Below are 13942 nucleotides of genomic sequence, written 5' to 3' on the forward strand. Positions count from 1 at the left end.
AATCGTGAATCCAGCTGCTCTCGTCTTACTTGCCTTAGCCATGTCCACGGATGCGTTCGCCGCTGCGGTGGGCAAAGGTGCCAGCCTGCATAAGCCTTGTCTGCGAGAAGCGCTGCGCACCGGTGCGATCTTTGGCACCATTGAGGCCATCACACCTGTCATTGGCTGGGCTGCTGGCCTTGCAGCTGCTCAGTTTGTACAAGAGTGGGATCACTGGATTGCCTTTACGCTCCTGTTGGGTCTGGGTCTGCGCATGATCTGGTCTGGCGTGAGAGAAGCAGAAGAGGTCGAGGAAAAGCCCACTCAGCACTCGTTCTGGTTGCTCGCCATTACGGCGGTAGCCACCAGTATCGATGCCCTGGCGGTCGGCGTGGGGCTTGCTTTCATTAACGTCAATATCATTGGCGCGGCGCTGGCCATCGGCTTAGCGACCATGATCATGGTGACTATCGGCGTCATGTTGGGGCGCGTGATGGGGGCTGTCATCGGCAAGCGGGCCGAGATCATTGGTGGGGTAGTGCTAATCGGTATCGGCTCGGTCATTCTGCATGAGCATCTGACCGCAGTAACCGGCTGATCCGGCTGGGTGCCGTCCGTAATCGTTGATCAATTACGTCCTGTTTCATGTTTTAAAACCAGAGCGCCTGCGGTAGATGTCTGCAGGCGCTCTGTTGTTCTGGGAAGTGTTCTTAAGAAGGACTGGCGCTTCCAGGCTGCTTCGTTAACGCTGAACGTTAGGGAAGCGCTGCTTCAGGTAAGTATCCACTTCATTAAAGTCATAGCCCTGCTCTTTGGCCTTAAGGGCAAGGTCTGATACGCATTTCGGACTTGGCGCATCTGCTGCCTCATCTTTACAGACGTCCGGCTGGGCCTGGGTAATGTACTCGCTGACTGAAGGTCTGGGCTTGACGGCATCGCCATCAAAGGTCTCGGACTTGGGCAGAATGAACTTGTTGACCACGATGGCAAACAGGATTCCCAGGATCGCAAGCGTTATGACATACGTAGCCGTAATGCGTTTACGCTTTGGGACATTCTCTAACTGGCTCAAATCAGCACTCCTTTCTAGAGGGATCGATAACATTGTCCTTCGGTTACGATTTAGTAACCCGCTTGTGACCAGAAGTTCAGCGTTTTGCCGTGCAGGACGTTGATCCGAATCAATAAGGCGTCGATGTTGGGGTGAGCTAACAGGCCGGGCTGCAGCTTTTCAGTGTTTCAGCCTGATAGGTTTTCCACTTATAAAGTGAATATGCTTGTGGATAATTATGGCTAGCCCATATACGGCAAGGGCTGGACAGAGTTGATCATTTTTTGATCAGTTAGGGCTCGAGCAGTGGCCAGCAGTAACCGGATCGCTTTGATTCATGAGGCGCCGACGCGATAGGGTGAAAAGGTGGGGACCATACCCATCCTTCCAGACTCTCAAACCAAACGCCCCCGTTAGTACGGGGGCGTTTGGTTTTATCAGGTTCAGTAGTGCTGTTTAGACCTGAGCGCTGCGCTCCTTGATTTCCTGGTGCAGGATACGGTCATTCTCAGAGTAGTCGACTGGGCAATCGATTACATGTACGCCTGGTGTGTTCACGCAGCGCTCAACCAATGAGGCGAATTCCGCGGCGCTTTCCACCCGATGGCCCTGAGCGCCATAGCTTTCGGCATAACGGACAAAGTCCGGGTTACCGTAGTCCAGACCATAATCTTCAAAGCCCATCTGTGCCTGCTTCCAGCGGATCATGCCGTATCCGTCATCACGCAGGATGATGACCACAAGGTTCATCTTCAGACGTACTGCAGTTTCCAGCTCTTGACTGTTCATCATGAAGCCACCATCACCGCATACAGCAACGATAGGCGTCTGTGGATGAACCAGGCGTGCCGCCATGGCAGAAGGCAGTCCCGCACCCATGGTTGCCAGAGCGTTATCCAGCAGCACGGTATTGGGCATGTAGGCCTTGTAGTTACGGGCAAACCAGATCTTGTAGATACCGTTATCCAGCGCCACGATACCATCCGACGGCAGCACCTTGCGCAGGTCTGCAACCATACGCTGCGGGTACATCGGGAAGCGGTCATCTGTAGAACCTTCGGAGACATGAGCCTCGTTGGCTTCACGAATGGTCAACAGGCGGTCGAAGTCCCAGGTTGGTTGAACTTCAATGGCTTCCTTGATTTGCCAGATGGCATTGGCGATATCGCCTACCACTTCTACCTGAGGGAAATACACCGGATCGACTTCGGCCGAACGGAAGTTGATGTGGATGACCTCCGTACCTCCACGCACCATGAAGAACGGTGGCTTCTCGATGACATCGTGGCCAATGTTGACGATCAGATCAGCCGACTCCAGCGCACGGTGCACGAAGTCACCGGCCGACAGCGCCGCGTTACCTAGGAAACGGGGATGACGCTCATCCACCACCCCTTTACCCATCTGGGTGGTAATGAACGGAATACCCGTCTTTTCAATCAACTGACGCAGCACGCGCGCCGTCATCTTGCGATTGGCCCCCGCACCGATGACCAGGACTGGACTGCGTGCGCCTTCCAGCTTGGATATGGCCGCCTGGATGGACTTGTATTCAGCGATGGGACGGCGGGTCAGGCTGGGTGGAATCGGGGTGCTTTCAGTCTGCTCAGCCGCGATGTCTTCTGGAAGTTCCAAGTGAACCGAACCGGGCTTTTCTTCTTCAGCCAGACGGATCGCTTCACGAATACGCGAAGGGATATTGTCGGCAGAAGCCAGCTGGTGTGTGTACTTGGTAATCGGGTCCATCATGCCGCAGACATCGATAATCTGGAAACGGCCCTGCTTGGACTTCTTGATCGGCTTCTGCCCGGTGATCATCATCATCGGCATGCCGCCCAGGTAGGCATAGGCGCCTGCAGTCACAAGGTTTGTGGCGCCTGGGCCTAACGTCGACAGACACACGCCGGTCTTACCGGTCAGACGACCATAGGTCGCCGCCATGAATCCGGCGGATTGTTCGTGACGTGTCAGGATCAGTTTGATCTGGCTGGAACGGGAGAGCGAGTCCAGCAGGTCCAGGTTTTCTTCCCCAGGAATACCAAAGATGTATTCCACACCTTCGTTTTCCAGACAACGTACGATCAAATCAGAGGCCTTGGCCATCACTTTTTCCTTCAGGTAGGGCGGTTAGAGAAGCTCCGACCCAAGGGTGCAATGCTGATAGTGATTTGTCCATGCCGCATGGGCCGTAGAAGGACAAATTCAGTAAAAAAATTCATTTTTTTGCAAAAAAAAGCGAGGCGGAACAGACGAAATGTAGTGGTTTGGCGCAATAGCTACATGCTGACGCCTTAGCCTGACCGGATGTTAGTGAAGTGAGGCAATTTATAGCCAGCCTTAGATTGTCTTTAAGGGTGCAAGGGGCTCTTTCAAGTTCATACGGTAGATCTACGTGGATACGGGAGAGATAACGTTAAGCCTGAGCTGTGACTAAAACCCTTCAGCAATGTTAGTAATCAAGCGCTTTTAAGAAGTTGCCCAAGTCTGCTGGCCAGCGGAGCGAACAGTTCCGTCGCCGTATTGCCATATCCAATTACCAAGCCGTTGTCCTCGGGCAGCGGCGACAAGGTATAACGTGACAGAGCCGCTGGAGCCATATTGTAGCGACTAGCCGCTTCAACTACCTTCTGATCACAACAATGTGCGGGTAGACGTAACGTCAGATGCATTCCCGCATTTCCACCCATGAGTTCATAGGGCATAGGGATGCACTGCTGGAGCGCGGTGCGCAAGATCTGTTGGCGCTCACGGTACAGACGCCGCATACGGCCTAGATGACGGCTGAAATGTCCCTTCTCGATAAAGGACGCCATCGCCAGCTGCTCATGACGATGTCCTCCACGCAGCATTTCTGCCAGAGAGGCGCGGGTCGCTACCATCAGTGAGTGAGGCAGTACCATGAAACCCAGGCGAAGCGCTGGAAACATGGTTTTGCTGAGGCTGCCGATATACACCACCGGCGCATTCAGGACGAGGCCTTGCATGGCTTTTACAGGCTCACCGAAATGGCGAAACTCGCTGTCATAATCATCTTCAATGATCCAGGCGCCATGCGCTCGTGCCTGCTCAATCAATGCCAGACGCCGGCTTACGCTAAGCACTGACCCCATGGGATATTGATGAGAGGGAGTGGTGTAGATCAGGCGAGGTGGAGCAGTAACCCAGTCAGCGGCTGCTACTGCCAACCCTTCTGTATCGACCCGTTTGGGAACGATATGTAGATCACCTGCACGCATTGCAGTCTTTATACCCCGGTAGCCGGGATCTTCAATCCAGGCCGTATCGCCTGGATTGGTCAGCAGGCGAACAGATAGCGCCAGGGCTTCCTGGGTTCCTTCGGTAATGATGATCTGCTCTGCCGTGCAGTTAACCCCGCGTGAAAGCGAGAGATAACGTGCTAGCGAGGCGCGTAAACGTGGATCACCCAACGGATCTCCATAGCCCAGACCCGAAGAGCCCGCACGGCTGATCTCCTGATCCAACACCCGTCGCCAGGTAGAGAGCGGGAAGTAGGAGAGTGCTGGGATACCAGGCCGGAGTGCACCACTGGATTCGGCGAGCGCTGAGGCATCCCCTATCTGCTCAATGCGTCGGGCCAGTCCGGCCGTACATGGCATATCATCTACAGCGGATACAGGCCTCTCGGACAATCTCGCGACTCGGGTACCGGCAGGGCTCGCATGAACATACCCTTCGGTGGAAAGTTGCTCATACACGGCAATAACCGTGTTGCGTGAAATTGATAACGCACTGGCCAGTTCACGTGAGCCGGGCAGCCGAGTGGCTGCCGCTAGCTGTCCCTTCAAAATAGCTGATTGAAGTCGTTCATAGAGCTGTGCCTGCAAAGACGCCGCTGATGGGGCTCGAGAGAGTGGTGTGTCAAACAGCAACAGGGTTTCACGTATCGTATTCATCAGCTAAGTGTGTGGCTCTATAAAAAAGCTCAAATGTGGCTCTTTTGGCAGAGCCATATCCTGAATACCGTTATAGCTCATCCAACTGTCGGTCAGGTAGATGATGAATCGGGAAGAAATACGGAACGCGTACCAACAACCCATAGGGCAGCCTCTGGCAGAGTGGACAGAGCGTTCACGGCCGTCTCGTACGGTAAAGGAGGGTCGCTATTGTCGCCTTGAGCCACTCAATGCTGAGATCCACGCAGCCGACCTGTACGAGGCGTATGGTCATGCAGAAGAGGGCAGAGACTGGACCTATATGCTGTCCGGCCCTTTCACTCATGAAGCGGACTATCATCGGTTTGCCGAGCAGGCTGCTGCGAGTGAGGACCCGATGCACTTTGCGGTGGTCGATCTACGAAGCGGTCGCGCGGTTGGGACGTTGTCCCTGATGCGGATAGACCCTGCCAATGGCGTTATGGAGGTTGGGCATGTTGCTTTCTCCTCACTCATGAAGCGCTCGATACTTTCAACCGAAGCACATTATCTGCTTATGTATCATGCCTTCGAGGACCTGGGCTATCGGCGTTACGAGTGGAAATGCGATAGCCTGAACGAGCCCTCACGCCAGGCTGCGCTTCGCTTAGGGTTTCAGTTTGAAGGTGTATTCCGGCAGGCTCTAGTCTACAAAGGACGGAGCCGGGATACGACCTGGTTTTCGATCATTGACACTGAATGGCCGGTACTGCGTAACGCGTTTATGGGATGGTTAGACCCGGCCAACTTTAGCGAGGACGGCCAGCAGCTCTGTTCCCTTCAGGCATTCCAAAGGAGCGCTCGGGTAAACGATCCACTCAGTTGAGCCGACTTGGTTGATTCAGAGAAAAGCCGTAGCAACTTTTATCCGGTCTTTCTGTGCGTCATACATGCTGGCCGCCATTGACATGGATTTCAGAGCCATTGATGTACGACGCGCCTCCTGTACATAAAAAGTAGATCAAGGAGGCCACTTCCTCAGGCTTACCCAGGCGATGAAGTGGAATATCGCGTTGAACGATTTCTTCCGTTCCGGGTGAAAGAATCGAGGTATCGATTTCACCTGGAGCAATGGCATTTACCCTGATGCCATGCGGGCCGAAATCGTAGGCCATTTCCCGGGTCAGCGCCGAAAGGGCCGCTTTGGACGTTGCATAGGCTACGCCGGCGAATGGATGAACTCGCGACCCAGCAATGGAGGTAACGTTGATGACGCAGCCCTTGGCGGCCTTGAGCTCATTGAACAACCCTTTTGCCAGCAGGGCGGTAGAAAATAAGTTGACGTTGAATACCTTGATCCAATCGGCGTAGCCCATTTCTAACACACCCAGCCGTGAACCGGTCTCGCTTTTGGGTGAGATGCCAGCATTATTCACTAACGCGTCAAGACGACCACCTAGTTTGTCGTGAATCAGCGCCAAGTTCTGCTCAACGCTATCGATGTCTTCGAGGTCGAGATGGATATGGTTCATCAATCCTTCGGACCAAGGGCAGTCTGCCGCCCAATTCTGGCGTGAAGCGGTAAATACGCGCCAGCCCGCTGCATTGAAGTGCTTGACCGTGGCATGGCCGATGCCACGGCTCGCGCCCGTCAACAATAATGTCTTTTGCGTCATGACCGTCTTCCTGAAAGGGGACACCTATCATAAGCATATCTGCCTATTTGTGGTGTACAGGCGGCCTAGCGGTTAAACCACTGTTCAAGTTCGGAAGAAAGGGCAGAGGCGTACACGTCACAGAAGCACGGTGTGAAGTGTGTGCCTACCGGTGTGGCTGTCCGGCTTGTTGAGACAGTTAAAGCCCGTGCGATAGAAAAAGAATACATGCAAGTATTCTTTGGAGTTTCTTCAACTAATACGAGAGCGGTCAATTTTATTTAAAACAAGGATTTGTTTTTATGGACGAATGGGAGCGTCTGGACAGTCATCCACATATAGCCGTACAAACAATGATTTAGCAAACAAGCAAATAAGGCTAACAGTTAAAGGATGCCTTTCCCAAGGCAGGAAAAAGCCTGAGCCTGCTTTATCGCTCACTTAGCAAACTCACAACAATATGATGGCCTTGCCTTTTATAAGAGAGCGGGTAGACAGGATTACAAGCAGCTAATGTTAATAGATGCACTTTGATATTGATTAGTAATCATCGTGACAGTTAAGCGCGAATATGAACATTTGCCACTTTCAGAGGGCTGGTCTATAGCTCTTTAGCCTTGTCCATGACTTGGCAAGAGAGATCAATGACTCCACAAGGAAGGTAAATTATGTTCATGCTAAAGCCTCTTGCACTTGCTGTACTTGTTACGCTCACTGGGCACGCAATGGCTGCCAACCACAGCGCTACACAAACCCAGGAAGGAAACAATAACGACGTGACGCTCGAGCAGAGCGGAGAAAACAATGCGGCTACGCAGCTTCAGACAGGTGATATGAATCGCTCCGCTATTCTGCAGGCGGGTAATGGCAATCAGGCCGAAACAACTCAGGACGGAACGGGACACTGGGTAGAGGTTAGCCAGACGGGTGATGCAAACACGGCGTCCATCTATCAGAGCACGCTCGGTGAGGCGGCTACGGCATCCGTTACACAACGTGGTGACGCCAATACAGCGATCCTTAATCAGCTAAGTACCTATGGCTCCAACACCGCGACCCTTTATCAGGAAGGAAACAACAATACTCAGCTTGTCGATCAGCAAGAGCGTGCCGACAACACGTTAACAGCCCGCACTACGGGGAACGACAATATTATTAATGTGGTGCAAGCGACAGGAAAATCAGCCGAGCTGACCCAATTGGGTGACGCCAATCAGATCGTTCTCAATCAGCAGAACGGACCCTACGGTGCCTCAGTTTCGATTTCACAGGCAGGCGATCAAAACGTTGCTGCCGTAGAGCAGTGGTCCGGAAGTCGCTATGAGCAGTACCAATTGACCTTAGCTCAGGACGGTATGGGTAACGCGGCCACGGTTACTCAGGAAGGCGGTCTTAACTCCATGGAGGTTACGCAGAACGGTAATAACAACGAGCTGTTTGCCGACCAGAGTGCGATATCAGGCTCTATTGTTGGGCGCTCTATAGGCAACGCCAACGTCGTGGATATTAGGCAAGGGGACTATCAGACTCGTACAGATTATGCCCAAGAAGGGGACGCCAACATCGTAACGGTCAGCCAGACGGGCAATCTCAGCCATGCTGATCTTACGCAGCTCGGTACCTCCAATGAAATCACCTTGTCACAAAGTGATTTAGGCGAAATTTTCAGCAATGGCAACGCAGCGACCGTTCAGCAAAATGGCACTGCAAACATAGTCACCATTACCCAGCAGATTGCTGAAGCAAGCGTTGCCGGCCATTCTGCTGCGATCACTCAGATGGGCGCTGGAAATACCGCAACGATTATTCAGCAATAAGCTACTTGTCTGACTAAGCTGATCTATGCCTGCCCGGGTGATTTCCTTGAAATACGTCGTACTGGGCAGTGCTTGTCTTGCAAGGACTGCCGCACACCTTTCAGTTCTGAGGGCTGGTAGACCAACCAAAGTACCCGTGGTGCCAGTCCCGTAGCGTCCCTTCTAACCGAGTAGGTCAGGAAGTGCCTGAAAATATTCAAGCAAAATAATATTACATGTAATGGTTAAAAATACTTACATGTAAGTATTGCGCTGCCCTGGATTCAGGCGTAAATTTCCTTACATGTAATGAGTCTGGGAGGTCAGATGCCTCGCAAGAAACTATCGGATGATGCTATGGCCAAGGCAGGCTCCGGCAAGGGTAAAACGACTGCTGATTATGTGCGCGAAATGCGGACACGATTACGTGAGGCAGGTCTGGTAAAGCGTGAGTTCTGGATTCTTCCTGAAAACGTCAACGCCCTTCGGGGTATAGAAAAAGCGCTACGGCAGCCCTTTTTGGGCGAGAAAGTCAAACTGGAGGACTTTATGACCGAGAACACCAACTGGAGTATCAGCTCGCTGCACAAGGCCCTGGCCGAGCTTGAAGCGGTTGAGAAGGGCGAGATTGTTCTGACCATTGCCGAAGGTGCGGTGCCCAGCATGAAACTTACCATGACTGAGTATGGCGACTTGCCGATTTACCTGGCGGTCTCCGGTGATCAGGTGTTAGTCGACGCCACGCTGTTCGAGGCAGGCAAAGTCAAGGATACCGTTGAGTTCAACAGCCTGCTGCTGCGTAGCCGGGACATGTTCCCCCTGTCCTCGGTAGGTATCGAATCGGTAGACGGTACAGAGATTTATTGCATGTTTGGTGCCTTGAGCGCGGCCTCGTCCCTGACGGTCATCGTTCAGGAGATCTACACCCTGGCGGAAAACGTGATTCGTGCTGCTGAAGCATTCGAAGACCATATCAAGGCCTGACCCTTTATTCGCATTGGAGTACACAGATGAGCATTTGGAAAAAAGTAGTAACCGCGCTTCGCGGTGGCGCCTCTGAAGTGGGCGAAGCAATTGTCGATCAGCAGGCAATCCGTATTCTTGACCAGGAAATCCGTGATGCCGAAGCCGCCTTGCTGCGGGCTCGTAACGGCTTGGTCGATATTAAGGCCAAGCACAAGCTCTCGCTGCAACGTCTGGATGCCTTCAAGGGGGACATTCAGAACTGGGAAGGCAAGGCGATGGCTGCGCTGGAGAAAGGCGAGGAAGGTCTGGCGACTGAGTGTGCAAACAAGGTAGCCGAGATCGAGGCCCAGCGTGATCAGGAGCAGGTGCTGGCGGATCAGTTCGGCAAGCAGACAGAAGCCCTGCATGCTCAGGTCATCAAGGCCGAAGCGCAGATCAAGGGGCTCAAGCAGCAAGTCGAGATGGCCAAGGCGCGGGAAACCGTTCAGAAGGCACGAGTGGCAACAGCTGCCGCTACAGGTGGTGCCAATGGTTCCCTGGAAACGGCTGTAGATTCGCTGGCCCGGATCAAGGCCCGTCAGGACGAGCAGGATGCTCGCCTGCAGGCAGCTGAAGAGCTCGCCAGCGCTTCCAACGGCGGTGATCTGGAGCGCCGTCTACAAGAAGCCGGGATTGGTTCCAAGTCGGGCGGCGGTGCTGATGTCCTGGCTCGCCTGAAGGCCAAGCAGTCCTCGGGCTCTGCACAATAAGCGTTACAGAAGGGCAGCCGAATCCTTCCGGCTGCCCTTCTGTGTCATGAGAGATGTCAATGCGTACAGGAAAATGCCTGCCGGTTATCCTCATGTTGGCCGGGATCATGGTGCTGGTTCAACTGGTGAACACCTTGACGGCGAACAGCCTGGTACACCACGGAATCATCCCTCGTACAACCAGCGGCTTGCAGGGGCTCCTGTTTGCCCCGTTTCTACACGGCTCCATCCGGCATCTGCTCAGTAACCTCGCGCCCTTTGTAGTGCTCAGCTGGCTTATTTCCAACGAAGGCCTCGAGCGCTATGTTCGGGTACTCGTGCTGATTGCCGTGTTGGGCGGACTGCTGGTCTGGCTGCTGGGTCGGCCTAGTATTCACGTAGGAGCCAGTGGGCTGATCTTCGGTCTGTGGTCCTATGTCCTGGCCCGCGCGTGGTTTCAGCGGAGCCTTTTGAGTCTGTTGATTGCCGCAGCCGCCTTGCTGGGTTATGGCGGGCTGGTCTTTGGTTTTCTACCCGTGCCGGGTATTTCGTTCGAGTCCCACATCGCCGGTGCCGTTGCAGGCATAGTGGTCGGGTGGATCATGCATTCGAAGACATTGCTGGCCGATGCCAGATAATCTCTACAATAAGGAAACAGGAGGTGCTTTATGAGTTGGATCAAAAGGGCGCTAGGCATGGAGGCGCCGCTCCCCAAGGAAAGGGCAGGTTCTGCACCTATCACCAACGCCAGCCCGCTGGGGCTGACCCGGGAGCGGATGATATGCCTGGACAAATCCCTGAAGCTGCTGCTCGACGGGCACTCGCACGTTACCCTACCAGGGGATGAAAAGGTCTGGGCGGTGGGTAATATCGACCTTGGCCAGTCCATGCGACTGCTGCGTTTCTATCTGGACGATGAGGATTATTTCCTCCAGATAGTCATGAACGGCCCTAGCAATGATGACATCCAGGACATCATTCTTTTTGGCTATCACAGCGTCACCACGATCAACAGCAAGGCCGAGTTGCTAAGCCTCTCGGGGCCGGGCGCAAAGCTGGGTATGCCACTCTATGAGCTCGACGGCGAGGAGTATGAACGCCAATGGGGAACGGAAGACGGCCAGACGGAGCTGACGCCGCTCCTTGAGTACGTCAAAAGTCCAGAGCAGTCTTATCGAATCCGGCATAATTGCATGCTCTACGCACGTGAAATCGGCCTGGTGAATCGTCGGGAGTTTCTGCTCCTGTCGGTCGAGGAAGATGATGAGGGTGTCATCTCGCTGTCGATGGCCGTTGGCGTAACGCTACAACCTACAGACCTTCAGGTCCTCTGATAAGGAAATCTCCATGCTTGAAGCACTTCGTCTATCCCTGAACGCCGGCGCGGTAATGGGCTTCATCATTTATATTGTTGTTGCCGCTATCCTGTTCGCCTTGTTCCAGCTGATTTATACCCGTCTCACACCACACAAGGAATTTGCGCTCATTCGCGAGGGCAACACTGCGGCTGCCATTGCCTTGGGTGGCTCGCTGATCGGCTTTGCCCTGCCGGCGAGCAATATCATTGCTTATAGCGTAAGCGTTCTGGACTTTGTGGTTTGGGTCGTCATCGCTGCGGTCGTTCAGCTGTTGACCTTCCTTGGCACCAGCCTGGTGGTGAAGGACCTTTCTGCTCGTATCGGGCGAGGTGAAACGGCTGCGGCAGTGTATTCAGCCTCTGTCGCAATCAGTATCGGTTTTATCAATTCCGCCTGCATGACGCCGTCGGTCTGAGCCAGGAGGAATAACCGATGAGAAAACGCAGTTCCGTCAAGCTGGTATTGGCCAGTACCCTGCCGCTGGCGCTGGTCGCCTGTGGCAAGTCGCAGAACACTGCCACTTACAATGCCAGTCAGAACTTCAGCTCCGTGCAGCAGTGCGTTGAGGCCAAGGTTCCGGTCGATATCTGTTCGGATGCCTATATGCAGGCGATGGCTGATCACAAGCGCATCGCGCCGACCTACGACGATCAGGCGTCATGCGATGCCGACTTCGTACCCGGTTATTGCCAGGCGACATCCGATGGCAAGTACATGCCCAAGCTGGGGGGCTTTGAACTGGCCATGTCCGGAGACCTGTCCAAGCAGGCTGTCGAGCAGGCGAACAATCAAAGCGGCGGCGGAGGTGGGGGCAGTCACCTTAACGGTCTGCTCATGGGCCTCCTGATCGGCAACATGCTTAGTGGCTCGGGTAACAACCACTACTATTCGCAGCCGATTTACCAGGCGCGGGACAACCGCGGCAACTATTACAACTCGACGCTTTCGCGCCAGATTGAGCAAGGTAAGACATTCAGCCGTTCGACGCAGGCCAGGACCAGTCCTACCAACAGCTATACCTCATCTACTTTGGGCAGAAGCCTGAGTCGAAATTCGGGAACATCCGGATCAGCCGTATCTTCCACCATCTCTCGCGGAGGCTTTGGCAGTCAGGCCACCGCCCGTAGCGGCTGGGGTGGCAAGAGCAGCGGTGGGTACAGCAGTAGCTAAGGACATTTGAGCATGAAAAAGATCAGCATCGAAGAGCGCCCGGATTGGCGCGAGACCCTGGAGCGTGAAGGCTTCAACTTTCACACGATCGATGGCGAGCGCTACTGGGATGAACGTGGTTACTACCAGTTCACCGAGGCCCAGATCACCCGCGATCTGGAGCAGCCGACCCGGGAACTGCATGAGATGTGCCTGGATGTTGTCGACCGGGTTGTCGACAGCGAAGAGCTGCTCGAAGGTCTCGCCATTCCCCCGACCTTTTTCGATCTAGTCCGCAGCTCATGGAAGGAAGGCCACCCGCATTTGTATGGGCGATTCGATTTTGCCTACGACGGAAGCGGGCCTGCCAAACTGCTGGAAGCCAACATGGATACGCCTACCTCGTTGCTTGAAGCAGGATCCGTGCAGCTGTTATGGCTTGAAGATCAGATCGCCCGTGGCGTGTTGCCGCCTGAGGCAAATCAGTTCAATACCATCGCCGAAGACCTGGTACGTGCCTTTGCTGCATTTCCTGTCGGTGGGGCTTTCTATTTTTCGGCCATGTCGGGCTCGGTCGAGGACCGCGGTACGACAGATTTCTTGCGTCGAATGGCGGCACACGCTGGAATCGATGCGCGGCATATCAATGTGGAGGATATCGGGCTGACGGCTGAGGGGCGGTTCGTGGACCTTGAAGGACGCTGGATCGAGCGGCTCTTCAAGCTCCATGCCTGGGAGCATATCTTCAACGAAGAGTTTGGCAAAGCCGTACCACGATGTGATACGCAGTTCGTGGAGCCCGCCTGGAAGTCTTTGATTAGCAACAAGGGTATTCTGCCGCTGTTGTGGCGATTCAACGAGGGACACCCCAATCTGCTGCCGTGCATGGTCGATGCTGATCCAGCAAAGCCGGTTCCCAAAGGTTGGGTGCGCAAACCCTTCTTTTCGCGGGAGGGTGCCAACATTGAAATCCGCACCGATGAGGATCAGGTTGTCAGGGAGGATGGTCCTTATACGGACGCGCCGTACATACTCCAGGCTTTTTCACCGCTCCCACGCTTTGGTGACAGTTACACCCTGATCGGCTCCTGGGTGATTGCCGATGTGGCTTCGGGTATCGGCATCAGAGAAGATGACAGCCTTATTACCAAGGACTCCAGCCGGTTTTTACCGCACGTGGTATTGGGTTGATAGCGGCTATAACCCACCCGGCGTGGCACTGACTGCGCCGCTTGCTGGTGTCGCACTGAACCTTCTTTATGGCTCCATCCAGATGTTACGCAGGATAAGCCTGTTAGTACCCGGCCATCATTTGCTTGTTATATCTCTGTCTGCGGCGCTCAGCCTACAGGCCTGCTTCTAAAAATCCTCTCTAAGCGACGGAACTT

At 54.2% G+C, this 13942-nt stretch carries 14 protein-coding genes; 10 read left to right on the top strand and 4 right to left on the bottom strand.

The features are described from left to right. Positions 1-4: 4 nt before the first annotated feature. The gene (gene mntP / locus QWJ10_RS21005) at positions 5-577 is read left to right on the top strand and encodes a manganese efflux pump MntP (RefSeq protein WP_026003797.1); all 573 of its coding nucleotides are present in this window, start codon (positions 5-7) and stop codon (positions 575-577) included. 144 nt (positions 578-721) lie between these two features. Here mntP and QWJ10_RS21010 read toward each other — a convergent pair whose 3' ends face one another. The 3 genes from QWJ10_RS21010 to QWJ10_RS21020 form a co-directional block, all read right to left on the bottom strand. Next, positions 722-1051: a hypothetical protein gene (locus QWJ10_RS21010; RefSeq protein WP_010798807.1), complete on the bottom strand. Its 330-nt coding sequence runs from the start codon at positions 1049-1051 to the stop codon at positions 722-724. Positions 1052-1486: 435 nt separating this feature from the next. After that, positions 1487-3133 carry an acetolactate synthase large subunit gene (locus tag QWJ10_RS21015; protein WP_010798806.1) on the bottom strand — a complete coding sequence of 549 codons (1647 nt, stop codon included), beginning with the start codon at positions 3131-3133 and terminating at the stop codon, positions 1487-1489. Positions 3134-3486: 353 nt separating this feature from the next. Then, positions 3487-4944 (bottom strand): PLP-dependent aminotransferase family protein, encoded by a 1458-nt coding sequence (locus QWJ10_RS21020; RefSeq protein ID WP_289929576.1) that lies wholly within the window; start codon positions 4942-4944, stop codon positions 3487-3489. Between the two features lie 100 nt (positions 4945-5044). On the opposite strand from QWJ10_RS21020, the gene QWJ10_RS21025 reads away from it, so the two are divergent. Further along, positions 5045-5788: a GNAT family protein gene (locus tag QWJ10_RS21025; RefSeq protein WP_289929577.1), complete on the top strand. Its 744-nt coding sequence runs from the start codon at positions 5045-5047 to the stop codon at positions 5786-5788. Positions 5789-5846: 58 nt separating this feature from the next. On the opposite strand, the gene QWJ10_RS21030 is transcribed toward QWJ10_RS21025, so the two are convergent. Next, positions 5847-6578: an SDR family oxidoreductase gene (locus QWJ10_RS21030; protein ID WP_074829093.1), complete on the bottom strand. Its 732-nt coding sequence runs from the start codon at positions 6576-6578 to the stop codon at positions 5847-5849. Between the two features lie 647 nt (positions 6579-7225). Here QWJ10_RS21030 and QWJ10_RS21040 point away from each other — a divergent pair. From QWJ10_RS21040 to QWJ10_RS21075, 8 genes are all read left to right on the top strand, one after another. Beyond that, entirely contained in the window at positions 7226-8374 is a 1149-nt protein-coding gene (locus QWJ10_RS21040) for a hypothetical protein (protein WP_289929578.1), read from the top strand. A gap of 306 nt (positions 8375-8680) precedes the next feature. Further along, the gene (locus QWJ10_RS21045; protein WP_289929579.1) at positions 8681-9337 is read left to right on the top strand and encodes a YjfI family protein; all 657 of its coding nucleotides are present in this window, start codon (positions 8681-8683) and stop codon (positions 9335-9337) included. Between the two features lie 26 nt (positions 9338-9363). Then, on the top strand, positions 9364-10068 hold the full coding sequence (locus QWJ10_RS21050; protein ID WP_010798800.1) for a PspA/IM30 family protein: 705 nt from the start codon (positions 9364-9366) through the stop codon (positions 10066-10068). A gap of 59 nt (positions 10069-10127) precedes the next feature. Next, positions 10128-10685, top strand: a complete 558-nt coding sequence (locus QWJ10_RS21055; RefSeq protein ID WP_289929580.1) for a rhomboid family intramembrane serine protease — start codon at positions 10128-10130, stop codon at positions 10683-10685. Between the two features lie 30 nt (positions 10686-10715). Next, a complete protein-coding gene (locus QWJ10_RS21060; RefSeq protein WP_289929581.1) occupies positions 10716-11381 on the top strand; it encodes a DUF2491 family protein in 666 nt (221 codons plus the stop codon). Between the two features lie 13 nt (positions 11382-11394). Beyond that, complete coding sequence (locus QWJ10_RS21065) at positions 11395-11820, top strand: DUF350 domain-containing protein (RefSeq protein WP_019364662.1); 426 nt, start codon at positions 11395-11397, stop codon at positions 11818-11820. Between the two features lie 17 nt (positions 11821-11837). Beyond that, positions 11838-12575 (top strand): DUF1190 domain-containing protein, encoded by a 738-nt coding sequence (locus QWJ10_RS21070; RefSeq protein WP_289929582.1) that lies wholly within the window; start codon positions 11838-11840, stop codon positions 12573-12575. Between the two features lie 12 nt (positions 12576-12587). Further along, positions 12588-13745: a glutathionylspermidine synthase family protein gene (locus tag QWJ10_RS21075; protein ID WP_289929583.1), complete on the top strand. Its 1158-nt coding sequence runs from the start codon at positions 12588-12590 to the stop codon at positions 13743-13745. The last annotated feature ends 197 nt before the right edge of the window (positions 13746-13942 follow it).

The sequence above is a fragment of the Pseudomonas sp. WAC2 genome, assembly GCF_030403525.1.
Classification (GTDB): domain Bacteria; phylum Pseudomonadota; class Gammaproteobacteria; order Pseudomonadales; family Pseudomonadaceae; genus Chryseomonas; species Chryseomonas luteola.